Source organism: Nocardioides sp. WS12, from assembly GCF_014108865.1.
In the GTDB taxonomy this organism is placed as follows: Bacteria; Actinomycetota; Actinomycetes; order Propionibacteriales; family Nocardioidaceae; genus Nocardioides.
Genome location: NZ_CP053928.1, coordinates 3910045 through 3933640 on the forward strand (window position 1 = coordinate 3910045; position 23596 = coordinate 3933640).

Genomic DNA, 23596 nt, shown 5'->3' on the forward strand with positions numbered 1-23596 from the left:
GGTTATCGGGGTTTGCAGCCCCGACTAGAAACGGTGCCGCAGCGGGTAGCCGCTCGCCCCCTCCTCGTCGGTCTTCGTGGCCAGCACGTGATGGAGCTGGATCTCGTTGCGCTCGAACGACAACCGCGATCCCGCCATGTAGAGGCCCCACACGCGGGCGGTGTTCTCTCCGACCTCGGCGACGCACTCGTCCCAGTTGTCCTCGAGGTTGCGGCACCAGGCGGCCAAGGTCCGGGCGTAGTGCTCGCGGATGTTCTCGTGGTGCTGGACCTCGAGGCCGACGTCCTCGATCGCAGCGACGATCGTGCCGGAACCGGACAGCTCACCGTCCGGGAAGACGTAGCGGTCGATGAAGGCCCCGGTGTCGGTCGGCCGGTTGTGCGCGCGGGTGATGCAGTGGTTGAGCAGCCGGCCACCGGGCGCGAGCCGGTCGCGCAGCGAACCGAAGTACGACGGGTAGTTCTTGATCCCGATGTGCTCAGTCAGTCCGATCGAGCTGATCGCGTCGAACCCGGTCTCCTCGAGCAGCCGGTAGTCCAGGTAGCGCACTTCGGCGAGGTGATCCAGGCGCATCCGCTTGATCTCCTGCTGCGCCCAGAACGCCTGCTCCTCGGAGAGCGTGACGCCGAGTGCCTTCACGCCGTACTCGCGCGCCGCATGGCGCACCATCCCACCCCAGCCGCAGCCGACATCGAGCAGGCGCTGGCCGGGCTTCAGGTCGAGCTTGCGGGCAATCAGGTCGTACTTCTCGAACTGCGCCTCCTCGAGGGTGGCTTCGTCGGTCGGGTACACCGCGCAGGTGTAGGTCATCGACGGACCGAGGACCAGTTCGTAGAAGCGGTTCGACACGTCGTAGTGGTGGCTGATCGCCTCAGCGTCGCGACCCAGGCTGTGCCGTACGCCATCGATCACCCGGCGGACGCGACCGGGCGCCTCCTGCGGCGGCGGGGGCGGTGGCAGGAAACGACTGAGACCGAGCGTGCGCACCAGCATCAGGGCGTCGGTCGGCGACGGCCGGCGGAACTTGATGCCCTCCTTCAGTGCGACCAGCATCGGGTACGGGTCACCCGGGTGAGCCCCTTCGAGGATCAGGTCGCCGGCGACATAGGCGCGAGCCAGCGCGAGGTCAGGGTCCACGGTGCTCACGAGGTACGAGAGTCCGCGTTCGGTGGCGAGGTGGAAGTGGAACGGCGCATCCTCGGGACCGATCACGCTGCCGTCGTACGCAGTGAAGCGCAGCGGCAACTCGTCGGCGATCAGCATTCCGAAGGCGTCGGCGATGGTCAGGGGCGTGGTGGTTTTCATCGGCTCCTCACTGCCTTGTCATAGAGAGTGGTCAAGCGGTCATCGGGGTCGAACTGGCGCTTCACCGCGGCCAGGTGCGTCGTGTTGTAGAGCGCGTCGAAGGTCTCGCGGTCGTAGAAGGCCTCGGAGTAGAGGGACTTGTGGCCGCCGAGTTCGTGCACCTTCGCTTCGATCGCGCGGTTGCGTGGGGAATCGGTCGCCTCGGGGCCGACGTGGACGGTGCCCCAGAATCCGATGTTGACGTAGAGCCGTCCCGGCTCGAGGGGGTACGACGACCACTGGGCGCCGCCGGTCGAGCCTGTCGAGACCAAGGGGCACAGCCAGACGGGGCGCATCCCGACCTCCTCGTCGAACCACGCGAGGAACTCCCCCAGCCGCTCGATCGGCACCTCGACGTCCTGCACGACCCGCTCCCGCTGCGGGCGACCCGCGCGACGGTCGAGGCGGTCGGCGATGTCGAAACGGCGGTCGAGGTGCAGCAGACGCATGTAGACGTCGGAGCGACGCAGGCGGCGGGGCCAGAACCGGCGGATCCGCGGGTTCTGCGCACCGAAGGCTCCCGAGCACCAGAACCAGTCGGTGTCCCAGCGCCAGAGGTAGTCGTAGGTGGTCAGCCGGTCGCGATCGCAACTCAGCAGCGAGCGGTAGTAGATGTCCTGGCCGGCGTAGTCGGAGGTCGGGCCCGGCTCGTCGGTCCAGCGGGCGACGGTGAGGACGTGCTCGCCCGGCCCGAACGACACACCGTCGAGTCCGTGGACCGGCTCGCCGTCGTACGCCTGGGTGGCGGCGACCTCGGCCATGGTCTTCGCCAACAGGTCCGCGTCGTCGAACTTGAGGTGACGCAGCGCGACGAAGGACGGCACCGGCGCGAGCTTGATGCGCAGTCGCGTGGCGTAGCCCAACGAGCCGTAGGAGTTGGGGAACGCATCGAACAGGTCGTCGCCGGGACGTGTCGTGACGACCTCGCCGCCGCCGGTGAACACGTCCATCTCGAGGACCGACTCGTGCGGGAGGCCGAGCCGGAAACTCGTGGACTCGATGCCGAGACCGGTCACGGCGCCGCCGAGGGTGATCGTGCGCAGTTGCGGAACGACGTACGGCACGAGGCCGTGAGGCAGCGTCGCGTCGACGAGGGACTCGTAGGTGCACATGCCCTGCACCTCGGCCACCGGTCCGTCCGGGCCGTCGGCCACGACCTCGATCACGCCGTCGAGGCCGCCGACATCAAGACCAGGTGCTGTGGTCGCCGTACGGGCGCGGAAAAGGTTGGTCGTGCGCTTCGCAAGGCGCACAGGCTTGCCCGTCGGGATGGCGGCGTACGACGACGCGAGCCTCTCGACAGCGTTCTGGTGCTGGTGCCAGCCGCGATCTGCCACATTCCGAGGCTACCCCCGGCCGGTGACAGTCGGGTTTCAGGACGTGAAGGAATTCCCGATCATGCCGCGCGCATCCCCGAGGTGGATCGCGACGCCGTCCGGTCCGGAGAAGTCCTGCAACACGGCCTCGTCGGGCTCGGTCAGGTCCTCGGCAGCGCCCAGCAGGACGCAGGCGTCGACACCGGTCGAGCCCGATGCCACGGCCATGGCGATCACGGTCTGGACAGCCGTGAGGTGGAGCGACGGCAGGTCGACGGTCGCCGCCGTGTACGTGCGCCCGTCGGTGTCACGCACGGCTGCGCCCTCCGCTGCATTGATGCGAGCGCGGGTGGCGCGGGCGAGAGTGACGAGCTTCTGATCCTCGGACGACAGGTCGGACATGGGTCGAGTATCACCGACGGCATGATGGACCTCATGCCTGCCTACTGGATCAGCACCTACCCCGAGGTCTACGACGCGGACAAGGTCGCGGCGTACGCCGCCCTTGCCGGCCCCGCACTCACCGGCGCCGGCGGCCGTTTCCTGGCCCGCGGCCTGCCCGAACAGGTCTACGAAGCGGGTCTGAACACCCGCACGATCGTCATCGAGTTCGAGAGCGTCGAGGCCGCCCGGGCTGCGCACGACTCGGAGGCGTACCAGGCAGCGCTGGCCGCGCTCGACGGTGGCGCGCTCCGCGACCTGCGGATCGTTCCCGGCGCCTGAGCCGGGCTCCGCGGGACGGGTTCATGGGCGCCTCGGCTCGCCACGCTCCCACCAGTCGGCCGGGACATCGTCACCAATCATTCGCGCGACGACCTCGACGTCGCCAAGGTTGCAGAACTTCCAGAGTTCCTTCGCAGCCCGGCTGTACTGAAAGATCGTCGCGTCGGTGTCGAAGGCATCGACCTCGCCTGTGCGAAACCGGTCAACCGCTTTACCCACGCGATGTACGAGGTCGGCCAACTGACTCTCGTGATACGCCGCGACCGTCGCGCGTGCGGCCTGTCGCTCCGACTTGCTGGACATGGGCCGACGCTACCTACTGCCGGCCTCGGCGGGAGGCGCAAACTGCGGTTTGTTTTGCGATCTGAGTGGTGGGCCAGGAGCTGGCGGTCAGTCTTCTGGGTTGGTGAGCACCGGATCCGCTAGGACATAAGTGATGCGCCGAACATGTTCACGACGATCGGCGTCGACCCACACTTCTAGCGGGTACTGGCCAGGCGTTAGAGAGAATCGGGTCAATGCGCTCCATACGGCCGCGTCGTCGCCGATGTCTGTGCGCGTTCCGGCCCATGCGCGGTATCCGGAGTTTTCGGGCACCACGAGCGTTGTGCTGGCGACACAGATCGATGGGGCTGCAGGGGCCTCGCCCCTCGTCACCACGAACTCAAGGATCTCTGCATCGGGCACCTGCAGCCAGGTCGCAATGCCCGTGTTGGACTTCTCGGCCTCGGGGCCGCACCAGGTGGTGGTCCAGTGGTCGGCAGGGCGGAACTGCAGAAACTCCTGGGAGGACTCGTCTTCGATGCCACAGGACCCGAGCGGGCCTTCAACGCGCATTTGAACCAAGACGGTCGTTCGGCTCCGTGGTGTTTGTTGGGCTTGCTGCCACGCGTCGGGCGGTGGTTGCGCTGGCTCGCTGCGTTTGCTCTGCCGTTCACTCAGCTCGCTGAACTGGGGATCGAACGCGACCAAGCCGTGCTGCTTGGCCAATCGCGTCGCGTAGGTGACCACATCGTCGAGGTGATCGCTCGTGGTCATGTTCAGAATCAGGAGCCCGCCTATGGCCCCGTCGAGCAGCGGCTCGAAGGCCCAGATCCCGTCCATCGTGCCTTCGGGGTAGACGCTGGTGAGGGCGGCCACGAACCCTTGGATCTCAACTCTGGGAGGTTCACTGCTGCTACGGGAACGTTCGATCTGCGACTCGAACACGCGCGATGCGGTGTCGTCGTCGGGCGGTCGGTCGCCAACCCAAACGGCCAAGTCGTAGCTCATGGCCGCAGTCTCGCAGTCTCACGGGCTGCCGGATCGCGAGTTCGACGAAGGGTTCGGCGATCGCCTGACCGGCATCGGCTGCTCGATGGCTCAATCAACCTTGCCTGGCCGCTCAGCCTTCCCGGCGGCTGGTCGACCAAGAGGCCGGACAGCGGCATGTCCGGATGTTTCAAGTGACGGGCCCCCAGTCATCTGGGTAGACCGAGTAACTTGACCGCATGGGGGAGAGCAACGGCCGAGCACGGGGCATCAGGATCCTCCAGGACGGCAGCGGACTCATTGACGAGGACGGCGTCCGCTGGGATCGCATCCGAACAAGCGGCTACTACTTGACCCCGGAAGAGGTGTCTGAACTGACAGCGTCCCGTCGACGATTCCTCTCCACCGGCGCATACGGCACACCCGTCGTCGAAGTGACCCCCACCGACTTCGGCATCCAGGTCGCGACCACCCACGAACATCGAGTGACGGCCTACCGATCGAGTGCTGGCGACGGTGCAGCAACTCTGCTAATCGATACCTCAGACTGCTGACCCAACGCGGCATTCGGTCGGATAGCGAACAGTGCTCCGACAGCGGAATGGCTAGGGCGATTCAGTCGGACGCGTCCTTCGATGCAAACGCTTGAAGGAGGGCGCGACCCAGATCTAGCGCCGACGGCGAAAGCAACTCCGATTCCGCGCTGGGGTCTGGCACAGACGCGCCCTGAGGCTTCGATATCGCCATCATCGGGGTGATCGTGAAGCTCTGGTTGGCTCGGCTCACGTCGACTTGCACTGCCGAGGTGATGAACGTTCGCCAGCTACGAACATTGGCCGACTTCAGAATCGGGTCGATGCTCAATTGGCGTACTTGCACCGATTCGTCGCGAGATGGGTGGGGCGTGATCGGGCGGTGCTCGCTCAAGCAATCGAGAGCCAAGCTCCCGAGGTCCGGCGCGAGAGATTTACGGCTCAGCACCGTTGGTGGCTCTGGGACGTGCTGCCAGAGTCCCGTAGTTGTCTGCGCCGAGACCACCAGGTAGTAAGCGTCGGATCTCCTGTAGATCGTTAGCGAAGCCCCGTTGCTCATGGCGGACCTCCTGCCGAACCTCGTCATGCGCGTCACCCTGCCATGCGATTCACCCTGCCGGCTGCCGTACCGACTGAGTACCCCGACAGCGGCAGAAGCGGGCAGCTTGCGGTGCGGCACGGCCGCGTTCTATCGCCTCACAGTCTTGGTGACTTCGGGCGCCGGCTCGCCGAACTCTTCGAGCGCCTGGATGTAGCGACCGCCGAACTCGATTCGCGTGATGTCGGTCAGTTTCCAAGATTCGGCGAAGTCAGCCCACACACCATCTTTGCCAATGAAGTGAAGGTCAAGACGCTTGTTGCCGATACGCAGAACCTTCCCGATGTTGAGCCAGTAGCTGTCACGAGTCTCGAGGTAAGTGCAGATCAGGTCGGACCGGTTGTCCGCCAGGCGAAGCAGGTCGCCAGTTGTCGCGTCCTGCGGACACTCAAATCCTGCCGGCGTGACTCCGTGACCCGCGACCGCCCGACGCACGAAAGCACAGTTGTCGTGCTTCTCAACCTTCGTCACTTGATCCAGACGCAGGAGGACCACGGCATCTAGGTGAGCACCTACGAGCAGGTCCTGGATGACGACCCATTCGTCAAGGGCAGCGAGCACGAAGCCTGAGGTGACATCGGTGTCGAGGTGCTTCCGGTGGATCGTCACGGGTCGCTGCCGCTCTTGAGCTCTTGTCAGTCGATGCACAACTTTCGTTCGAGACATACCCATGCCGGGCAGTTTGGCAGGCCAGCGTGTCGACCGCTGGTCAGTTTCCACGCCACAGGCGAACGTGGTCATCGGCGCGACAGCGCGCTCCGCGGCAGATCCGCTCACCTACCTCCTGCAAGGCACGCGGGCGGGCATGATGGCGAAATGCATGGAAGCCTTTCCGGATTTGCTCGCGACTGCCACGTCTGGCTCGGCGAGGTGCCGAACTGGGCAGCGGTAAAACCTGTCGGCTTGGTGGATACCTACCTGCGGTGGGACGACTCGGAGGCACCCGCGCCGATGCTTCCCAGTTCCGCTGCCTGGGGCTACAGAGTCGGACATGGCGGAAGCGGGTCATACGGCGTGCTCGGCGCGACCTATGAGCCTCACGACTACCCCTTCCTCCGGGTATCGGTCGCCGCGACGGCTGATCTTGGGGCCAAGGGTCCGCATCCGTTCAATGGGGCAAGAGTTGGTCTGCCCCACGAGTACGTCGGCGGAGTTCTCGCTGGGGCGTCGCAGGAATCTCTGCGCCTTGGCAGCGGGTCCGTGCGGTTCCTTTGGGGAGCTGTCCACGAGGTCGACAGCAGTTGGGAGGCCTTCCGAGTGCTGGCTGTCGGCGTCATGCGCCTGCTGTCTCGCGAACCTGCCGAAGGCGTCCCGACTGACGTACTCCCGCACTTCGGCGGGTCGCTTCCGCCAGCGCCTCGTGCTCCGGAACTGACCGACTAAACCGAACGGCCAACGCCCTCGACTCGACACGACAGCGCGAAACGCGGCATGGTCCGGCGTCCCGCCCCGACAGCGGCTACTTAGAGACAGATGAGCGCACTCGGGTCGAGGCAGCCGAGGCGGCACCCGCGACGGCATCCCGGTACCGGTTCTCCTCGAAAGTGAAGGGGCCGAACTCGGCGAAGTCCCAAGCGGGCCGGTGCGGCTGCCGAAAGTCTGTCCACGTGACTTGACCGTTCTCGACCGTGGTCGTGACCTCGAGGGGCCAGCACCCAACTTCACCGCAGTCACAGCCCAGCAGCCACATGCGGCCCGTGCCTGGCCATTGGCGTTCGCTCTGCCCAAGGTAGTAGGTCCTCAGGTCACCGAAGTTGAAGTGTGCGGGAATCAGACCGCCGTAGCCACCTGACGGCCTCATTCCGTGGGCCGACTCGTACTCGCCGACAAGCTGTACCAGTGAAACGCCGTCAACCACGGGGACGAGTTCGACGCTGCCTTCATTGTCAGCGACGACGAAACTCAACTCGTTCACGAAGTGAATGCTCGCACGCGCTGGCACGAGTAGTGCCCCACAGTTCCTGTTTGACGTTGGCATGATGGCTATGTGACGGATCAACCCTCAATCTGTGTTCGCTGCCAGCGGCCCGTCATCCGGCATGCGAGTGACTACGAGACGTTCGAGCGCATGCACTGGAGTTGCTTCCACTACGAGTTCGAGCACGAGCTAGAAGGTTCGTCGCGAGACCCTGACGTGGCATGCCGCAATCCCGGATGTCCGGCCCGTGCGTTCGACCCGGCGCCTCAACCGGACTGGTTCACGGACCAATAGGCCGTGCGGACATGGGCACGATCGAGCGGCACGGCATGATCGTGCGTTCTGCACCTGCTGTCATGGGACCCTTCACAGGTGAGTGCGTCGGCCAGAACGCGTACAGCTGATGTCGCCTGGGCGATCGCGGGCGGAGCGTTGGCGATCTTCGTCGCGGTGAATACTCGCTCGGAGATCGACCTGAGCAACTTCTGGATGGTCGCGTTGTCGGCAGCGACTCTATTGGTCGTGTTCGGGCTGTATCTGAGGGCGATGGTTCGCAGCTCGCAGGCTGAGGGCGAGGAGGGCGGGTCGAAGCAGTCGCTCTGGGGGCTCATCGGGATAGGCATCTTGGCAACGCTGGTACTGAGAAATGTCGATACCATCGTCGATAGGGATGCCTTCGTTTGGTTGGTCTCGCTAGCAGCGATCGGGATCACGGCCGCGAGCCTTGCCGCGACGGCCGTCAAGAGTTGGCGACCGCGGTGACCTGACCGCACATCGGCACGACTGAGCGGATCGCGGCAGAGTCGGGCGAGCTTTCGAGGTCAGGCGAAGCCGTCCATTTCGACGCGGGTGCCGTCGGGTCCGTACACGTCGACGTTCAGAGCCTGGCCTCGAAACACAGAGATGCCGTTGCGACCGACGCCGATAGTCAGTTCCGCGTCCTCTGGCCCGCTAACGACCAGGCGCAACCGCTCCCCGGGCTGCACCGTGATGGTCGGCCCACGCATCTCGAACACGACGGGCAGCGGATCTAGGTCGCCATCGATGACGATGGTGCGAGTGCTTGGCATGTGCTCAACGTACGCAAGTCATGAGGGTTCAGGACTAGCGCGCACATCGACATGAGCGCGCATGCCACTGACCCCGCTGGTGGGCGGGGTGCGGGGGGCGGGGGAGCTATTCGTCGGGGTCGACGAGGCCGGGTGGGTCGAGGGCGCGGGTGCCGTCGGGTCCGACGAGGAAGTGGTGGCCGTGGGGGCTGATCCACAGGTAATGCCCGGGTAGGACGATCACGTAGCGCCAGTTGCTGAAGGTTTTGGCGCGGTGATGTCGTCGGCATCCGGGCGCGAGGTTGCACGGGCAGGTTGGGCCGCCCTTGTTGTGCGGGACCACATGATCGAGATCGCACTTCGCCGCTGGCCGGCTGCACCAGGGGAACCGGCACGAATGGTCGCGGAGCTCGACCCGTCTGCGGATGCGGTCGGGGATCTCGTAGGAATCGACCGGGACGCAATCGGCAAGGTCGATCACGGGCCGGACGATGATCGTGGTGTCCCTTGCGCGGAGCCATTCCTTGATCTGCGCCGTCGAGATCGGTGCACGGCCCTCGTCCCACCGGCCGACGGGGTTCGCGAACGGGTTGTCCACGTCGTCCGAGGTGAGGGCGGTGTCGGTGATGTGGACACTCAACTCAACCTTCCGCCCGGGTGACTCGGCCACGACTTCGCCGGTTTCCTCGTCGGTGAACAGCAGGTCCAGGGACAGGTCCTGGCGGGCCATGTCGCCAACGGACTTGGAGCGGCGGACGTCGAAGGAGTCGGTGTCGCCGAGCTGTCCGCGGATCTTGGCTCGACGCGACAACGCGAGGTCGAAGTCATGGGCATCCGCGGCGTCCAGAACCGAGTGGGACTCGACCTGCCCGTTCGTGTCGACCTCACCGACGTCGACCCGCCGGGCGTCGGCGGCTGCCTGGCGTTCGGCTTCGGCGCGTTCGGGGTCGAACCTGATCACCGCTTCGGTGACGAGGCGTTCGAGTTGAGCCCAGCCGACGCCGCCGACGGCAGCGAGTTGGCGGTCCACGAACGCAGCCGCGTCAGCATTCAACGACCGGGTGAGGTCGGCGATCCGTTCGGCCCGCCAGGGCTCCAACCTGCCCTCGACCACTGCCGCGTAGATGCCGGGGAGGCGCCAGGCGCACTCGATGATCCGCCCGACGTACCCACGACCACCATCAGGGGACCTGCCGAGCACGGCGACGAGTTCCATCAGGTTGAACTCGGACACCAACGGAGCACCGACGCCGGCGATCGGGACACCGGTGTCGATGACACCGTCGACGATGGTCGCGGCCTGCTCGGGGCTCGTGACGATGTTGCGCGTGGCCCAGGTCGCGATGTCGACCCATTCCTTGACCAACGCAGCCTGACGGGACTTGACGCCCTTGCTGAGATCGGACAGCAAGGCCCGATCAGAGCGGGTGTCGGTTCCGAGATCCATACATGTATTACATCACCGACCACCGACATCGCGAAGCGGCGGAAACCCGCCTGTGGACAGGGCAAAGTCCCCGACCGGGCTGTGGAGAGTTCGTGGTCAGTCCCGGGGGTTTCGAGGCTCGCTTCGCTCGCACCTCAACCACCGGGCCCGCCAGAATCCGCTCGCAGCTCAACCACCGGGCTCGCGAGAATCCGCTCGCACCTCAACCACCGGGTCGGCCTCGGTCCGTTTGGCCAGCGCACGCAAGGGCAGGGACTCCCCCATGAATCGCTCACTTCTCGGGGTCCTCGCTGCCAGCATGCTCTTCACCTTCACGGCTTGTGAGGACGACGGAGGCTCAGGCGGCACCGACACCAAGACCAGCGACTCCAGCGACTCCAGCGACTCCAGCGACTCCAGCGACTCCACCGAGTCCACCGAGTCCACCGACAGCACCGGAACAGACTCCGGCGGGCTGTCGGAGGAGGAGCTCCAGGCGAAGATCGTCACCGGCGCACCGCCGAAGGACCTGACCTGGGTGGTCCAGCCCGCGCCCTCGGACTGGCGTGAGCTCAAGACGGAGGCGGGCACGCGGCAGTGGCAGGTTGGTGACTCGCGCTGCATCGTCACCGTGAACCAGCCTGCCGGTCTCGGGACCGGCCCGACGCCGACCTCGGAGGACGTCGCGAAGGACTACGTCGGGATCAGCGTGAAGCAGACCGGCGCGACCGCGGACCTCGAACCGGCGACCCAGCAGCTGTTCACGAACCACGTCAACAGCGAGGAACTGCAGGTCCAGAGCCAGTTCGCCGGCGTGCACTTCACCGGTACCGGCGGCCTCGAGGGCCAGTCCTACGGCTACCGCGCGGGCGACTTCGCGCTGCGGGCGATCGCGCTGTGCGGAAACGGCGAGTACGCCGACCACGGCACCGACCTCGAGGAGTTCCTCAAGAGCCTGGCGGCCCGGACGACGTACTGATCCGGGAAATCAGCACGGTGCCGATCTTCTTGCGACGACCGGACGGTTCCTCGGCCTCGAAGCGCAGGCCGTAGGCCTCGACGATGGAGCCGGGGATCGGCACCTTGCCCAGGTGCTTGGCGAGCAGGCCGCCGACCGAGTCGACGTCCTCCTCCTCGATGTGGAAGCCGAAGATCTCGTCGAGGTCGTCGACCGGGTAGCGCGACGAGACGCGGACGACTCCGTCGCCGGACCCGGTGAGGTGCTCGACCTCGATCTCGGCTTCGTCGTACTCGTCGGTGATCTCGCCGACGATCTCCTCGAGCAGGTCCTCGATGGTGATCAGGCCGGCCGTGCCGCCGTACTCGTCGACGACGACAGCGACGTGCTGGTGGCGGACCTGCATCTCGCGCAGCAGGTCGTCGACCGGCTTCGACTCGGGCACCCACAGCGCCGGGCGCATGATCTCCTCGACCCGCTGCGTCAGTTCGACGTCAGGCGCCTCGAAGTCACGGCGGACGACGTCCTTGAGATAGGCGATGCCGCGGACGTCATCCAGGTTCTCGCCGATGACAGGCACGCGGGAGTAGCCGGTGCGCAGGAACAGCGACATCGTCTGGCGCAGGTTCTTGTACGACTCGATGTAGACCACGTCGCCGCGCGGCACCATCACCTCGCGCACGGTCGTGTCGCCGAACTCGAAGACGGAATGGATCATCCGCCGTTCCTCGGCCTCGATCAGCTCGGAGGCCTCGGCGATGTCGACCATCTCGCGCAGTTCGGTCTCCGTCGAGAACGGACCCTCGCTGAAGCCACGACCAGGCGTGATCGCGTTGCCGACCAGGATCAGCAGCTTGGGCAGCGGCCCCAGCACGGTGGTCAGGGCCGAGAGCGGCCACGACGACCAGATGGCGACGGTCTCGGCGTGCTGCCGGCCAACCGTGCGCGGAGCGACGCCGATGACCACGAAGGTCACCACCAGCATCACGCCGAGCGCGAGCCCGGCGCGCGCCCACCACGACGCATCCAGTCGCTCGTCGATGTAGAGCGTGACGAGGACGACGGCCGCGATCTCGCACAACAACTGCAACAACAGCGCCGTGTTGAGGTGCTGCGGCGCGTCATCGAGTACGGCGACCAGGCGCCGCGCACCGCTGCGACCGTCCTGCAGCATCTCCTGCGCGCGAGCGCGCGAGAACCCTGCGAGGGCCGCATCCGCTGCCGCGAAGAGACCCGCCAGCACCACCAGGACCGCCGCTACGAGGAGCGGCCACAGACTGCCGGCGATCATCGGGTTACAGCGCGCGCCATTGGGCGAGCAACTGGTCCTGGAGCCCGAACATCTCCTTGTGCTCGTCCGGCTCGGCGTGGTCGTAGCCGAGCAGGTGCAGGATCCCGTGCGTGGTGAGCAGTTCGAGCTCGGCGAGGGTGCCGTGGCCGGCCGTCGCGCCCTGGCGCTCGGCGATGGTCGGGCACAGGACCAGGTCGCCGAGCATGCCCTCTTCGGGCTCCTCGTTGACCAGTCCGGGCCGCAGTTCGTCCATCGGGAAGGCGAGCACGTCGGTCGGGCCCTCCTTCTCCATCCACTTCTCGTTGAGCTCGGCGATGGTGGCTTCGTCGACCGCCTTGATGCAGAGCTCAGCGAGCGGGTGCACGCGCATCTGGTCCATCACGAACCGGGCCAGCTTGGAGAAGTGCTTGACGTCGAGTCCGGAGCCGGACTCGTCGAGGATCTCGATGCTCACTTGGTGAAGTGGCCCTTCTGCTGGGTGGTCGCGTCGAACTCCTCGTAGGCGGCGACGATCCGCGCCACGAGTTTGTGACGGACGACGTCGTGGCTGGTGAGCTTGACGAACGCGAGGTCCTCGACGCCGTCGAGGATGCCCTCGATGATCCGCAGCCCCGACGTGGTGCCGGACGGCAGGTCCACCTGGGTGACGTCACCGGTGACGACGATCTTCGAACCGAAGCCGAGGCGGGTCAGGAACATCTTCATCTGCTCGGGCGTGGTGTTCTGCGCCTCGTCGAGAATGATGAAGGAGTCGTTGAGCGAGCGGCCGCGCATGTAGGCCAGCGGCGCGACCTCGATCGTGCCGGCAGCCAGCAGCTTCGGGATCGAGTCGGGGTCGAGCATGTCGTGCAGGGCGTCGTAGAGCGGGCGCAGGTACGGGTCGATCTTCTCGCTCAGCGTGCCGGGGAGATAGCCGAGTCGCTCGCCGGCCTCGACCGCCGGGCGGGTCAGGATGATCCGGTTGACCTGCTTGGCCTGCAGCGCCTGCACGGCCTTGGCCATGGCCAGATAAGTCTTGCCCGTACCGGCCGGCCCGATACCGAACGTGATCGTGTGCTGGTCGATGGTCTCGACGTAGCGCTTCTGGTTGAGCGTCTTGGGACGGATCGAACGGCCCCGGTTGCTCAAGATGTTGAGGGAGAGTACGTCGGCCGGTCGCTCGGACGTCGCGGTCTCGGCCCGCAGCATCGCCTCCACCCGCTCGACGACCTCGAGCGTGATGCCCTGGCCGGTGCGGAGGATCGCGACGAGTTCACCGATGACGCGATCGGCGAGGGTGACGTCCCGGGTCTCGCCGGCGAGGGTGATCCGGTTGCCGCGGACGTGGACCTCGACGTTGAGCCGCTTCTCGATCAGCCCGAGGTGCTCGTCACCCGGCCCGAACAGGGTGACCATGTCGATGCTGTTGGGCACCACGACGGTGTGCCGGATGGGCGCTGCGGACTCTGCGGAAGGGGAATCTGTCATGACCCCTCCATGCTACGGGAGCGCCTGCGCTCGGCCCACCCGGTTTGTGGGTACTGGCCAGGCGGTGGTCAGCCCGCCGACATGGGCAGCGGTCCACCGGCGAGGACATGCGCGTGCGTGTGGAACACGGTCTGGCCCGCACCCGGTCCCGTGTTGAACACGAGGCGGTAGTCGTCGTACCCCTCGGCAGCAGCGATGGCGCGGGCAGTGAGGGCGATCTCGGCGAACACCGTTGCGTCACTCTCTGCCGTGGCCGCGGCGTTCGGAGCGTGGTCACGCGGGACCACGAGCACGTGCAGCGGCGCCTGAGGATGGATGTCGCGGAAGGCGAAGGTGCGCTCGCCGTCGTGGACGATCTGGGCCGGGATGGCACCGGCGATGATCTTGCAGAACAGGCAGTCGGGATCGGCAGTCACGAAGCCCAAGATAGACGCCTCAAGATTGTGGTCACGATCTCGTGTCAACCCGTCGGCGGTCTCGCGCGTGGAACTAGCGTGACCATCCATGCGGTGTTCGGCGCTTCGCCCTTCCCGACCCCCGGTACGGGTGTCGTGATGGAGCACGCGATGAACGACTCGCTCGATGCCGACACCGCCATCGAGCGCTTGTACGTCGACCACTGGGACCGTCTCGTCCGGCTGTCCGTGCTGCTGGTCCGCGACCGCGGCCAGGCCGAGGAGGTCGTGCAGGACGCGTTCATCGAGTTGCACCGGCGGTGGTCGCGGCTCGAGGACCCCGACAAGGCGCTGGCCTACCTGCGGCAGACGGTCGTCAACCGGTCCCGTTCGACGCTGCGCCACCGCGTCGTCGTACAACGTCACCTGGCGCGGCAGCACGGTGTCGACACCGCTCCCCCGGCCGACGAACCGGTGCTGGCCGCGAGCCGCCGCCAGGCCGTGCTCCACGCCCTTCAGCACCTGCCTCGGCGTCAGCGCGAGGTTCTCGCGCTGCGCTACTACCTCGACCTGTCCGAAGCGGAGATCGCCGAGACCCTCGGGATCAGCAAGGGAGCCGTGAAGAGCCACGCGTCCCGCGGCGCTGCTGCGCTGCGACCACTGCTGGAGTCCCGCGACCTGAAGGAAGGCGAACGATGAACGACCGCCCGACCGACCGGGACCTCAAGAACCTGTTCGAGGACACCGTCTCGGACGTCGTACCCGGTGACCGTCTGGGCGAGATCCGTCGTGCCACGGCACAGGGTGCCGCCCGCAAGCCGCGCCGCTGGGCCCTCGTCCTCGCCGCTGGTACGGCGACGGCAGCCGTCGTGGGAGCAGGAGCCGCCCTCAGCCAGTTCGGCCTGCCGAAGGGCGACGACGTCGCCGGCCCCGGTGATCAGCCGACGGCCGTGGCGGCGTACTTCCTCGGACAGACGCCCGACGGCGACCGGCTCTACCGCGAGTTCCAGTCCGTCGAGGCAACCGAGGACGCCGCTTCCCGCACACTGGAGGCGGTCCGGCTCCTGGAATCCAGTGCCGGTGCGAACGACCCCGACTACGCGACTGTGTGGCCGGACGACTCCTTCCTCGACGTTGCTCTCAACGACGACGGCATCCGGTTGACCATCAGCGACGAGGCGTCGAACGACGCCGCCACGATGGGCACGAACGGCCTTCAGCAAGCCGTGTTCACTGCGCAGGCCGCGGTCGGCGAGACCCTCCCCGTCTCGTTCATGACCGCTGACCGCATGGTCCGCGACAGCGTGGCGCGCGACAACACCGTCCTCACGCCGGTCAACATCTCCGATCCTGCGGAAGGTCACTCGGTCAGCGGCGTTCTCACGATGCGCGGGACGGTGCGGTCGCCCGGGACCAACGACGTCGACGACGTCCCCTGGTCACTCCGGTCCACGGACGGCGATCTCGCGCTCTCGGGCGTCGCCCCGGCCACGGGCACCACCTGGGAGACGACCGCCAACATCGACTCCCTCGCCCCCGGCCGTTACGTCCTCACCGTCAGCAACGCCCATCTCGACAGCGGCACGACGACCGGCACGACGACCGACACGCGGACCGTCACGGTCCGCTGACCCACCGGCCACTCACGGAAGGATCGCTGTCATGACCCACCCCGCTTCCCCCCGCCGTACCCTCGCCGCCCTGGCGGGCGCCGTGCTCAGCCTGGGTCTGCTCGTCGGTTGCGGCGACGACGCTCCCTCCGATGTCGACGACGCCAACGCGACCACCAGTCCGGGCAGCCCGGGCACGCCGACGAGCGGTGCGACGGCGTCCGATCCGAGCACCGACGGATCCAGCGGCACCGCCGAACCGAAGGTGATCCCGGTCTACTACGTCGGCGACACCCCCCAAGGGGACCGCCTGTACCGCGAGTTCACGCAGTCCTCGGGCGTCGCACCGCTCGTCGCCGCCGGCGCCGCGGTCACCGAGGGCGACCCGGTCGACCCCGACTACCGCACGCCGTGGCCCAGCGGCCGTTTCGTGTCGATCACGCAGACCAGCACGGCGATCGTGGTCGAGGTGGCCGAGGAGAGCTGGCTCGAGGCCGGTTCGCTCGACACGGCCCTGGCCGAACTCGCCGTCCAACAGCTCGTCTACACGCTCCAGGGCACCATCGGGAAGCGGCTCCCCGTCACCGTCGAGTACGACGGCCGGCCGGCCGACACGCTGCTCGGCGTCAGCACAGCGGGCGGTCTCAAGGCAGCGCCGCAGCTCGACGTGCTCGCGTTCATGAACGTCACCGAACCCGCCGAAGGCACCACGGTGCCGGACTCGTTCACCGCGAACGGCCGCGCCAGCTCCTTCGAAGCCACCGTGGGGTGGACGATCGAGGACTCGACCGGCACGGTGGTCCTCGAAGGATTCACGACCGCCGACGGCTGGATCGACAAGCTCTACCCGTGGACGACGAAGATCGACGTCAGCAGCCTGGACGCCGGCTCGTACACGTTCATCGCCCGCACCGATGATCCCTCGGGCGGTGAAGGCGGCGGCCCGACCGAGGACACGAAACGGATCATTGTCGAGTGAGGACGACCGACGCGTGAAGTTCAGCCGGAAGCGACTCAACCGCACCCTGTTGCTCCGCCAGCACCTGCTGGCCAGGGTGGACAGCACGCCGGCCGCGATGGTCGAGCACCTGATCGGCCTGCAGGCGCAGGAGTCCCTGCCGCCGTACCTCTCCCTGGCGGCGCGGCTGACCGACGTCGACCCGCATGCGGTCAGCGGCGCGATCGAGGACCGCAGCCTGGCGCGTGTGCTCAGCCTGCGCGACACGGTCCATCTGCATGTCCCCGCCGATGCGCTGCGGTTGCCGGTCTGGGCCGCCCCCGTTCGCGAGCGCGAGATGAAACAGAGCCAGACGATCGGGTCGGCACGGACCGTCGATCGCGGCGCCTTCGCTGCGGCCATCCGCGAGGTGCTGGCCGACGGCCCCCTTCCTCAGCGCGCCCTGGGCGCCGGCCTCGCCGAGCGCTTCCCCGCATTCACGTCGGGCCAACTGGGCCAGGTCGCACGCGTCGCCGAGGTGCTGGCGCAACTGCCACCGCGCGGCTGCTGGAAGCCCACCGGTTCGACCGCCGTGGCCTACGACTTCCTGGACCGCTGGCTCGATGCTCCGCTCGCCGAGCCCGACGTCCCTGACCTGATTCGGCGTTATCTCCGGGCCTTCGGCCCCGCGACGGCGGCCGATGTCACCACCTGGTCGGGCATCACGCGCCTGGTGCCGATCGTCAAGGGCATGGACGACCTCGTGCAGCACGAGGACGAGAACGGCCGCACCCTCTACGACCTCGCCGATGCGCCGATCGCCGACGAGGACGCGCCCGCGCCGGTCCGCCTGCTCGGCACCTACGACAACGTGTGGCTCTCCCACGCATCGCGCGACCGGGTCACCGCACCCGAACGCCGCAACGCCTGGTTCGGCGTCAACGGCGCCCAGATGATGTCGTTGTACGTCGACGGGTGGCTCGAAGGCCTGTGGCGGATCGAGGACGACCGGATCGTCGTCGGGGAGGTCCTGCGGCCGCTGACGAAGACCGAAAAGGCCGAACTGGACGAGGAGATCGCCCGGACCGAGGCCCTGCTGGCGCGCTGAGCGCGCTAGCCGCCCCAGCGTGGCGTGCGCGCGAGCAACGCCGACACCGCAGCCAGGCCGGCCGTGGAGGTCCGGAGCACTTCGGCGCCCAGACCCACGGCCACGGCACCCGCGTTGACGAAGCGGGCCACCTCGTCGTCGGTGAGCCCACCCTCGGGTCCGACCACGACCAGGATGTCGCCGTCACGCGGCAGGGCCAGCGCGGACAACGGCTCGGTGGCTTCTTCATGGAGCACGACAGCCACGTCGACACCCTCGATCAGGCCCGCCACGTCGTCGGTCGTGGCCAGGGGGTCGACGTCGGGATGCCAGGCGCGACGCGCCTGCTTCGCCGCTTCGCGCGCCGTCGCCTGCCACTTGGCGTGCGACTTCGCGGCGCGCTCGCCCTTCCAGACAGCGACGCTGCGCGACGCGGCCCACGGCACGATCCGGGCAACGCCGATCTCGGTCAGCACCTCGACGGCGAGCTCGCCACGCTCACCCTTGGGCAGGGCTTGCACGACGGTGAAGCGCGGCGACGGCTCGGGGAGTTCCGCGACGTCGCGGACCAGCACGGAGAACTCCCGCTTCGCGGTCGCGCTGACGTCACCGGTGGCCACCCGACCGACACCGTCGGACAGTTGGAGCGGCTCCCCCACCCGCAGTCGTCGTACGACGACAGCGTGGTGGGCTTCGTCACCCTCGACCGTCACGGTCGCTCCGGCAGTGACGCCGGCCAGCGAGGCGACGAGGTGCTGCGGAAGCGTCATTGAACGACCAGGTCAGTGCGCGGTGAACGCGTCGCGAAGTCGGCCGAACATCGACTTGTGGGTCGGTCGCACGTCACCGGTCGGCTGCTCCTCGCCCCGGATGGCCGCCAGTTCGCGCAGCAACTCCTCCTGCCGCGCATCGAGGCGACCGGGGGTCTCGACCGCGATCGAGACGACGAGGTCGCCCCGGCCACCGCGCAGACCGGGCACACCGCGACCACGCAACAGCACCTGGTGGCCGGACTGGGTGCCGGCCGGGATCGGCAGGTCGAAGCTGGTCTCGACACCGGAGTCCTCGTCCTGCTCGAGGTCGGCCTCGAGGGTCGGGAGCGCGATGGTGGTGCCCAGGGCCGCTGCGGTCATCGGGACCGACACGGTGCAGTGCAGGTCGTTGCCGTTGCGCTCGAACGTGGCGTGCGGCGCGACGTGGATCTCGACGTAGAGGTCTCCGGCGGGACCGCCGCCCGGGCCGACCTCGCCCTGCTCGGTGAGCTGGACGCGGGTACCGGTGTCGACGCCCGCGGGGATCTTCACCGTCAGGCTGCGACGCGACCGGATCCGACCGTCGCCCGCGCAGTCGCGGCAGGGGTCGGCGATGACGGAGCCGAAGCCGCGGCACGCGGCACAGGGGCGCAGGGTCCGGATCTCGCCGAGGAACGAGCGCTGCACGTGCGCGACCTCGCCGACGCCGCGACAGGTCTCGCAGGGCACCGGCTGGGTGCCCGGAGCCGCACCGGCGCCGCTGCACGTCGTACAGCGGATGGCGGTGTCGACCTTGAGCTCACGCGAGACGCCGAAGGCGGCCTCCGCGAGCTCGATCTCGATCCGGATGAGGGCGTCCTGCCCACGGCGCACACGGGGGCGCGGGCCGCGGCCGCCACCCTGGCCGCCACCGCCCTGGCCGCCGAAGAAGGCGTCCATGATGTCGGTGAAGGAGAACCCGGCACCCTGACCGCCGCCGAAGCCGCCGCTGAACGGGTCGCCGCCGCGGTCGTACGCCGCGCGCTTCTGTGGGTCGGACAGGACTTCGTAGGCCGCAGTGACCAGCTTGAACTGCTCCTGGCTCTCCGGGTCCGGGTTGACGTCCGGGTGGAGCTGCCGGGCCAGGCGCCGGTAGGCCTTCTTCAGGGTGTCGGCGTCCGCGTCGCGGGCAACACCCAGCAGTTCGTAGAGGTCCGTGCTCACTTCTTCTCCATCATTCCTGAGGCGCCGGGAGCGCCATCAGTTCTCGTCGAGGATGCGCGACATGTAGCGCGCAACCGCGCGCACCGCCGCCATCGATCCGGGGTAGTCCATGCGGGTCGGGCCCACGATGCCGAGGGACGCGAGCGCGTCGTCGGGGCCGTAGCCCGTCGCGACGACGCTGGTGGACGCCAGTTCCTGGTAGGGCCCTTCGGCACCGATCCGGACCGTCACTGCGCCACTGCCGGTGGCTTCCCCGAGGAGCTTGAGCAGGACGACCTGCTCCTCCAGCGCCTCGAGGAGGGGACGGACCGAGGTGTCGAAATTGTCACCGAAGCGGGCGAGGTTCGCCGTACCGCCGACGACCACCCGCTCATCCGATCGGTGGTCACTCATCGCGTCGACAAGGGTGTCGACGACCGAGACCGTCACCGCGGACGGAGCCGGGGCTCCCTCCTCGGGACGGATCAGGCCGTTGAGGGCGGCCGCCGCCTCGGCGATGACCTCGCCGGTCGCGGCCAGGTTGACGCGCGAGCGCAGTGCGGCGAGGTCGGCCTCGGCCAGGTCGCTCTCGAGCTCGACCAGGCGCTGCTCGACCCGACCCGAGCTGAGGATCAGCACGACCAGCAGGCGCGTCGGGGTCAGCGCGACGATCTCGACGTGGCGCACGGTCGAGTGCGACAGCGAGGGGTACTGCACCACCGCGACCTGACGGGTCAACTGGGCCAGCACCCGCACCGAGCGGTGGACGACGTCGTCGAGGTCGACCGCCCCGTCCAGGAAGGTCGCGATCGCGCGGCGCTCTGCGGACGACGTGGGCTTGACGGTCGAGAGGCGGTCGACGAAGAGTCGGTAGCCCTTGTCCGTCGGCACCCGGCCGGCGCTGGTGTGCGGTTGGGCGAGGTAGCCCTCGTCCTCCAGTGCCGCCATGTCGTTGCGGATGGTCGCCGGGGACACGTTGAGGTGGTGGCGTTCGACGAGCGCCTTCGAGCCCACGGGCTCCTCGGTCGCGACGTAGTCCTCGACGATGGCGCGCAGTACGGCGAGCCTGCGGTCCTCCTGCATGCCCCACCTCCCTGTCGTCCCTGGTGTTGTCGCGTCGGTTTCGTCTGGCACTCCACTCCGGCGAGTGCCAATGCTACCCGTGGAGACCCCGAAAGCCCGGACCGCCGGACCGAGACCTTCCCCGCATCCGGTCTCCCATGTAGGTTAGGCTCACCTAAATCAGATCGTCGAAGGAGAACCCCACCGTGTCCCTCGATACCGGTATCGACGCTGGTCGCGTCGACGTCCACCGTCTCGCCGCCGCGGCCCGCAGCATCCTGGCCTGCCCGGACGACGTCACCCTCGTGGTCGACGGGATCGACGACATCACCGCGGGACTCGACCAGGACCACCTCGAGATGCAGGACCACAGCGGGCGTCCGGTCTTCGCCTGCCCGGCCGACTCGGACCTCGCGCTCGCCGCCCACGACCGGCGTGGCGCCCTGCTCACCCTGCGCAGCGGGCTGGGCCGCCCGGGCTCCTCCGATCGCGACGCGACCCTCACCCTGTCCGGCCGGCTCGAGGCCAGCGGGCTCGAGGAGTGCGAGTGCTGCTGCGAGGTTCGCCTGCGGGTCAGCCTGCACCTCGACTTCGCCGTCCTCGCCCGCGAGAGCACCCCCGACGTCGCCCCCGACGAGACCCGGCTGCGGGTGCCGCTGGCCGCCTTCGGCTCGCGCGCCCACGACCTCAACCGCGGCTTCCTCCAGCGCTCGGTCGAGCACGCCAACGTCTGCCACCAGGACGAACTCCGCCGTGCGATCGCGACCCGGACCAACACGCGCCTCGGCGACATCGTCGGCGTCAGCCTCGCCGACCTCCAGACCACCGCCGTGGCGCTGCAGTGGGTCGACATCGACGGCGCCCACGACGCCGCACTCAGCTTCCCCCGCGCAGCCACGAGCGCCGCGGACCTCGGCGAGCTCCTGCGCTCCGAACTGCACGCGGGTCTCTGTTGAGGTCGGACTAGCCTGACCGAGTGCCTTTCACCGAAGTAGCCGACCGCGTCTGGGTCCTGCGCCACCCCTGGTTCGACCTCAACGTCACCGTGGTCGGCGGCGAGCGCGGCTTGGTGGTCGTCGACACGCACGCCTCGTCCGTCGCCGCGACCGAGGTGATCGGCGAACTGCGCAAGCTCGACCGCGGTGACCTCGTCGCCGTCGTCAACACGCACGAACACTTCGACCACACCTTCGGCAACGCCACCTTCCTGCAGGAGTACGGCGACCTGCCGATCCACGCGACGGAAGAGGCGGCCGAACGCACCGTCCCCGCCGGGGAGCGGATCAAGGGCATCTACCGCGCTGCCGACGACGAGCCACGCGCCGAGGAAGTGCTGGGCACCAGCATCCGGCCGGCCGACCAGACGTTCTCCAGCGCCGCCGTGATCGACCTCGGCGACCGCCAGGTCGAACTGGTGCACCCGGGACGCGGCCACACCGGGGGCGATCTCGTCGTCCGGATCCCCGACGCCGACGTCCTCCTGGCCGGGGACCTGATCGAGGAATCGGCCCCGCCGGGGCTCGGCGCGGACTGTTGGCCGATGGATTGGCCCGGCACCCTCGACCTCGTGGTCGGGCTGTTGACGCCGGGCTCGGTGGTGGTGCCCGGCCACGGTGCGATCGTCGATCGCCGCTTCGTCGAGGATCAGTGCGACCAACTGCGTGCAGTGGCCGAGACGATCCGCGACCTGGCCGGCCGCGGCGTCCCCGAGGCCGAGGCGATCGCCGCTGCGGAGTGGCCCTTCCCTGCCGAGGCACTGAAGCACGCCGTACCGCGGGGCTATGCGCAACTCCCCCGGGCGCGGCGCCACCTCCCCATGGCCTGACCGCCTTAGGCTCGTCTGTCGTGGATCGCTACGGGACCGACGTGATGGCCGGCGACTGGAAGGTCCCCAAACGGGGCCGCGCCGTGGAGACAGCCGGAGACATCGGCCTGGTCGTCGAAGAGGTGACCACCGACTGGTGCGGCGAGATCGTGGCCGTCGACCGCGACCTCGACACGCTGACCCTCGAGGACCGACGCGGCAAGCGTCGTACCTTCCCGCTCGGCCCGGGCTTCCTGCTCGAGGGCAAGCCCGTGATCCTCACCGCTCCCCTACGGGCCGGCGCGTCCGGCCCGGCGAAGCCGACGCGCACCGCAAGTGGATCGATCGCCGTCCACGACGCCCAGGCCCGCGTGGCGCGGGCCAGCCGGATCTTCGTCGAGGGACGCCACGACGCCGAACTGGTCGAGAAGGTCTGGGGCGACGACCTGCGCATCGAGGGCGTGGTGGTCGAGTACCTCGGCGGCGTCGACGACCTCGCCGACCACCTGGTGTCCTTCAAGCCGGGTCCGCAACGCAAGGTCGGCGTTCTCGTCGACCACCTGGTGCGTGGCTCCAAGGAGTCCCGGATCGCCGACGCCATCGCGCGCGGCCCCAACGGCAAGCACGTCCGGATCGTCGGCCACCCGTTCATCGATGTGTGGCAGGCGGTCAAGCCGGACCGGATCGGCCTCCGGGAATGGCCGACCATCCCCCGCTCGATCGAGTGGAAGAAGGGCGTGTGCCAGCACCTCGGCTGGCCGCACCGCGATCAGGCCGACATCGCCCGCGCGTGGAAGCACATCTTGTCGAAGGTGGACTCGTACGCCGACCTCGAACCCGCCCTGCTGGGCCGGGTCGAGGAACTGATCGACTTCGTCGCCGGCCCCTGAGGG

Annotated in this window: 28 protein-coding genes; 11 read left to right on the plus strand and 17 right to left on the minus strand. The window is 68.0% G+C overall.

The features are described 5' to 3' along the window. Positions 1–24 precede the first annotated feature (24 nt). Genes HRC28_RS18890 through HRC28_RS18900 form a run of 3 tightly spaced genes read right to left on the minus strand, consistent with a single transcriptional unit; the run spans position 25 to position 3062 of the window. The gene (locus tag HRC28_RS18890; RefSeq protein ID WP_182376960.1) at positions 25–1305 is read right to left on the minus strand and encodes a cyclopropane-fatty-acyl-phospholipid synthase family protein; all 1281 of its coding nucleotides are present in this window, start codon (positions 1303–1305) and stop codon (positions 25–27) included. Beyond that, positions 1302–2681: an FAD-binding oxidoreductase gene (locus HRC28_RS18895; protein ID WP_182376961.1), complete on the minus strand. Its 1380-nt coding sequence runs from the start codon at positions 2679–2681 to the stop codon at positions 1302–1304. Before HRC28_RS18895 ends, HRC28_RS18890 begins: the two co-directional genes overlap by 4 nt. A 36-nt stretch (positions 2682–2717) precedes the next feature. Next, complete coding sequence (locus HRC28_RS18900; protein ID WP_182376962.1) at positions 2718–3062, minus strand: cytidine deaminase; 345 nt, start codon at positions 3060–3062, stop codon at positions 2718–2720. A 33-nt stretch (positions 3063–3095) separates the two neighbouring features. On the opposite strand from HRC28_RS18900, the gene HRC28_RS18905 reads away from it, so the two are divergent. Continuing rightward, positions 3096–3383 carry a DUF1330 domain-containing protein gene (locus HRC28_RS18905; RefSeq protein ID WP_182376963.1) on the plus strand — a complete coding sequence of 96 codons (288 nt, stop codon included), beginning with the start codon at positions 3096–3098 and terminating at the stop codon, positions 3381–3383. Positions 3384–3404: 21 nt separating this feature from the next. Here the strand turns inward: HRC28_RS18905 and HRC28_RS18910 are convergent, their stop codons facing one another. Further along, positions 3405–3686 (minus strand): hypothetical protein, encoded by a 282-nt coding sequence (locus HRC28_RS18910; protein ID WP_182376964.1) that lies wholly within the window; start codon positions 3684–3686, stop codon positions 3405–3407. An 87-nt stretch (positions 3687–3773) separates the two neighbouring features. Then, positions 3774–4655: a hypothetical protein gene (locus HRC28_RS18915; protein WP_182376965.1), complete on the minus strand. Its 882-nt coding sequence runs from the start codon at positions 4653–4655 to the stop codon at positions 3774–3776. Positions 4656–4873: 218 nt separating this feature from the next. Here HRC28_RS18915 and HRC28_RS18920 point away from each other — a divergent pair, with 218 nt between their 5' ends. Next, the gene (locus HRC28_RS18920; protein WP_182376966.1) at positions 4874–5188 is read left to right on the plus strand and encodes a hypothetical protein; all 315 of its coding nucleotides are present in this window, start codon (positions 4874–4876) and stop codon (positions 5186–5188) included. A gap of 61 nt (positions 5189–5249) precedes the next feature. On the opposite strand, the gene HRC28_RS18925 is transcribed toward HRC28_RS18920, so the two are convergent. The 3 genes from HRC28_RS18925 to HRC28_RS18935 all read right to left on the minus strand — a co-directional run bounded on the left by HRC28_RS18925 (position 5250) and on the right by HRC28_RS18935 (position 7680). Then, a complete protein-coding gene (locus HRC28_RS18925) occupies positions 5250–5726 on the minus strand; it encodes a hypothetical protein (protein WP_182376967.1) in 477 nt (158 codons plus the stop codon). Between the two features lie 129 nt (positions 5727–5855). Then, on the minus strand, positions 5856–6542 hold the full coding sequence (locus HRC28_RS18930; RefSeq protein WP_182376968.1) for a hypothetical protein: 687 nt from the start codon (positions 6540–6542) through the stop codon (positions 5856–5858). Positions 6543–7224: 682 nt separating this feature from the next. Next, positions 7225–7680: a hypothetical protein gene (locus HRC28_RS18935; protein WP_182376969.1), complete on the minus strand. Its 456-nt coding sequence runs from the start codon at positions 7678–7680 to the stop codon at positions 7225–7227. 375 nt (positions 7681–8055) lie between these two features. On the opposite strand from HRC28_RS18935, the gene HRC28_RS18940 reads away from it, so the two are divergent. After that, positions 8056–8445 carry a hypothetical protein gene (locus HRC28_RS18940; protein WP_182376970.1) on the plus strand — a complete coding sequence of 130 codons (390 nt, stop codon included), beginning with the start codon at positions 8056–8058 and terminating at the stop codon, positions 8443–8445. 59 nt (positions 8446–8504) lie between these two features. Here HRC28_RS18940 and HRC28_RS18945 read toward each other — a convergent pair whose 3' ends face one another. Together HRC28_RS18945 and HRC28_RS18950 are read right to left on the minus strand one after the other, a co-directional pair. Then, a complete protein-coding gene (locus HRC28_RS18945; protein ID WP_182376971.1) occupies positions 8505–8753 on the minus strand; it encodes a hypothetical protein in 249 nt (82 codons plus the stop codon). Between the two features lie 106 nt (positions 8754–8859). Continuing rightward, positions 8860–10179 carry an HNH endonuclease signature motif containing protein gene (locus tag HRC28_RS18950; protein WP_182376972.1) on the minus strand — a complete coding sequence of 440 codons (1320 nt, stop codon included), beginning with the start codon at positions 10177–10179 and terminating at the stop codon, positions 8860–8862. A 262-nt stretch (positions 10180–10441) separates the two neighbouring features. On the opposite strand from HRC28_RS18950, the gene HRC28_RS18955 reads away from it, so the two are divergent. Further along, positions 10442–11137: a hypothetical protein gene (locus HRC28_RS18955; protein WP_182376973.1), complete on the plus strand. Its 696-nt coding sequence runs from the start codon at positions 10442–10444 to the stop codon at positions 11135–11137. On the opposite strand, the gene HRC28_RS18960 is transcribed toward HRC28_RS18955, so the two are convergent. The 4 genes from HRC28_RS18960 to HRC28_RS18975 all read right to left on the minus strand — a co-directional run bounded on the left by HRC28_RS18960 (position 11106) and on the right by HRC28_RS18975 (position 14290). Continuing rightward, positions 11106–12407, minus strand: coding sequence for a hemolysin family protein (locus tag HRC28_RS18960; protein ID WP_182376974.1), 1302 nt, complete (start codon positions 12405–12407; stop codon positions 11106–11108). The genes HRC28_RS18955 and HRC28_RS18960 overlap by 32 nt on opposite strands. 4 nt (positions 12408–12411) lie before the next feature. Continuing rightward, a complete protein-coding gene (gene ybeY, locus HRC28_RS18965) occupies positions 12412–12861 on the minus strand; it encodes an rRNA maturation RNase YbeY (protein ID WP_182376975.1) in 450 nt (149 codons plus the stop codon). After that, the gene (locus HRC28_RS18970) at positions 12858–13874 is read right to left on the minus strand and encodes a PhoH family protein (RefSeq protein WP_182376976.1); all 1017 of its coding nucleotides are present in this window, start codon (positions 13872–13874) and stop codon (positions 12858–12860) included. The genes ybeY and HRC28_RS18970 overlap by 4 nt, the downstream gene beginning before the upstream one ends. Positions 13875–13942: 68 nt before the next feature. Then, the gene (locus HRC28_RS18975) at positions 13943–14290 is read right to left on the minus strand and encodes an HIT domain-containing protein (protein ID WP_237111565.1); all 348 of its coding nucleotides are present in this window, start codon (positions 14288–14290) and stop codon (positions 13943–13945) included. 78 nt (positions 14291–14368) lie between these two features. Here HRC28_RS18975 and HRC28_RS18980 point away from each other — a divergent pair, with 78 nt between their 5' ends. The 4 genes from HRC28_RS18980 to HRC28_RS18995 are packed head-to-tail and all read left to right on the plus strand — an operon-like array spanning position 14369 to position 17924. Then, positions 14369–14968 (plus strand): SigE family RNA polymerase sigma factor, encoded by a 600-nt coding sequence (locus tag HRC28_RS18980; protein WP_237111566.1) that lies wholly within the window; start codon positions 14369–14371, stop codon positions 14966–14968. Continuing rightward, positions 14965–15900: a hypothetical protein gene (locus HRC28_RS18985; protein WP_182376978.1), complete on the plus strand. Its 936-nt coding sequence runs from the start codon at positions 14965–14967 to the stop codon at positions 15898–15900. The genes HRC28_RS18980 and HRC28_RS18985 overlap by 4 nt, the downstream gene beginning before the upstream one ends. Positions 15901–15931: 31 nt before the next feature. Next, complete coding sequence (locus HRC28_RS18990; protein ID WP_182376979.1) at positions 15932–16858, plus strand: Gmad2 immunoglobulin-like domain-containing protein; 927 nt, start codon at positions 15932–15934, stop codon at positions 16856–16858. Positions 16859–16871: 13 nt separating this feature from the next. Further along, positions 16872–17924: a winged helix DNA-binding domain-containing protein gene (locus HRC28_RS18995; protein WP_182376980.1), complete on the plus strand. Its 1053-nt coding sequence runs from the start codon at positions 16872–16874 to the stop codon at positions 17922–17924. Between the two features lie 5 nt (positions 17925–17929). Here HRC28_RS18995 and HRC28_RS19000 read toward each other — a convergent pair whose 3' ends face one another. Genes HRC28_RS19000 through hrcA form a run of 3 tightly spaced genes read right to left on the minus strand, consistent with a single transcriptional unit; the run spans position 17930 to position 20920 of the window. Then, complete coding sequence (locus HRC28_RS19000) at positions 17930–18673, minus strand: 16S rRNA (uracil(1498)-N(3))-methyltransferase (protein WP_182376981.1); 744 nt, start codon at positions 18671–18673, stop codon at positions 17930–17932. A 12-nt stretch (positions 18674–18685) separates the two neighbouring features. Next, positions 18686–19858: a molecular chaperone DnaJ gene (gene dnaJ, locus HRC28_RS19005; RefSeq protein ID WP_182376982.1), complete on the minus strand. Its 1173-nt coding sequence runs from the start codon at positions 19856–19858 to the stop codon at positions 18686–18688. A 36-nt stretch (positions 19859–19894) separates the two neighbouring features. Next, positions 19895–20920 carry a heat-inducible transcriptional repressor HrcA gene (hrcA, locus tag HRC28_RS19010; RefSeq protein ID WP_182376983.1) on the minus strand — a complete coding sequence of 342 codons (1026 nt, stop codon included), beginning with the start codon at positions 20918–20920 and terminating at the stop codon, positions 19895–19897. Between the two features lie 185 nt (positions 20921–21105). On the opposite strand from hrcA, the gene HRC28_RS19015 reads away from it, so the two are divergent. From HRC28_RS19015 to HRC28_RS19025, 3 genes are read left to right on the plus strand one after another with little or no spacing between them, the layout of a single operon-like run. Next, positions 21106–21855, plus strand: a complete 750-nt coding sequence (locus tag HRC28_RS19015; protein WP_182376984.1) for a hypothetical protein — start codon at positions 21106–21108, stop codon at positions 21853–21855. A gap of 20 nt (positions 21856–21875) precedes the next feature. Next, complete coding sequence (locus HRC28_RS19020; protein WP_182376985.1) at positions 21876–22724, plus strand: MBL fold metallo-hydrolase; 849 nt, start codon at positions 21876–21878, stop codon at positions 22722–22724. 20 nt (positions 22725–22744) lie between these two features. Next, positions 22745–23593, plus strand: a complete 849-nt coding sequence (locus HRC28_RS19025; protein ID WP_272902641.1) for a DUF3097 domain-containing protein — start codon at positions 22745–22747, stop codon at positions 23591–23593. The last annotated feature ends 3 nt before the right edge of the window (positions 23594–23596 follow it).

Bases quoted from the DNA above. Each gene is read 5' to 3' on its own strand.
- HRC28_RS18890 (WP_182376960.1), bottom strand. From the start codon at position 1,305: ATGAAAACCACCACGCCCCTGACCATCGCCGACGCCTTCGGAATGCTG.
- HRC28_RS18900 (WP_182376962.1), bottom strand. From the start codon at position 3,062: ATGTCCGACCTGTCGTCCGAGGATCAGAAGCTCGTCACTCTCGCCCGC.
- HRC28_RS18905 (WP_182376963.1), top strand. From the start codon at position 3,096: ATGCCTGCCTACTGGATCAGCACCTACCCCGAGGTCTACGACGCGGAC.
- HRC28_RS18910 (WP_182376964.1), bottom strand. From the start codon at position 3,686: ATGTCCAGCAAGTCGGAGCGACAGGCCGCACGCGCGACGGTCGCGGCG.
- HRC28_RS18915 (WP_182376965.1), bottom strand. From the start codon at position 4,655: ATGAGCTACGACTTGGCCGTTTGGGTTGGCGACCGACCGCCCGACGAC.
- HRC28_RS18920 (WP_182376966.1), top strand. From the start codon at position 4,874: ATGGGGGAGAGCAACGGCCGAGCACGGGGCATCAGGATCCTCCAGGAC.
- HRC28_RS18925 (WP_182376967.1), bottom strand. From the start codon at position 5,726: ATGAGCAACGGGGCTTCGCTAACGATCTACAGGAGATCCGACGCTTAC.
- HRC28_RS18945 (WP_182376971.1), bottom strand. From the start codon at position 8,753: ATGCCAAGCACTCGCACCATCGTCATCGATGGCGACCTAGATCCGCTG.
- HRC28_RS18950 (WP_182376972.1), bottom strand. From the start codon at position 10,179: ATGGATCTCGGAACCGACACCCGCTCTGATCGGGCCTTGCTGTCCGAT.
- HRC28_RS18955 (WP_182376973.1), top strand. From the start codon at position 10,442: ATGAATCGCTCACTTCTCGGGGTCCTCGCTGCCAGCATGCTCTTCACC.
- HRC28_RS18960 (WP_182376974.1), bottom strand. From the start codon at position 12,407: ATGATCGCCGGCAGTCTGTGGCCGCTCCTCGTAGCGGCGGTCCTGGTG.
- HRC28_RS18970 (WP_182376976.1), bottom strand. From the start codon at position 13,874: ATGACAGATTCCCCTTCCGCAGAGTCCGCAGCGCCCATCCGGCACACC.
- HRC28_RS18985 (WP_182376978.1), top strand. From the start codon at position 14,965: ATGAACGACCGCCCGACCGACCGGGACCTCAAGAACCTGTTCGAGGAC.
- HRC28_RS18990 (WP_182376979.1), top strand. From the start codon at position 15,932: ATGACCCACCCCGCTTCCCCCCGCCGTACCCTCGCCGCCCTGGCGGGC.
- HRC28_RS19000 (WP_182376981.1), bottom strand. From the start codon at position 18,673: ATGACGCTTCCGCAGCACCTCGTCGCCTCGCTGGCCGGCGTCACTGCC.
- hrcA (WP_182376983.1), bottom strand. From the start codon at position 20,920: ATGCAGGAGGACCGCAGGCTCGCCGTACTGCGCGCCATCGTCGAGGAC.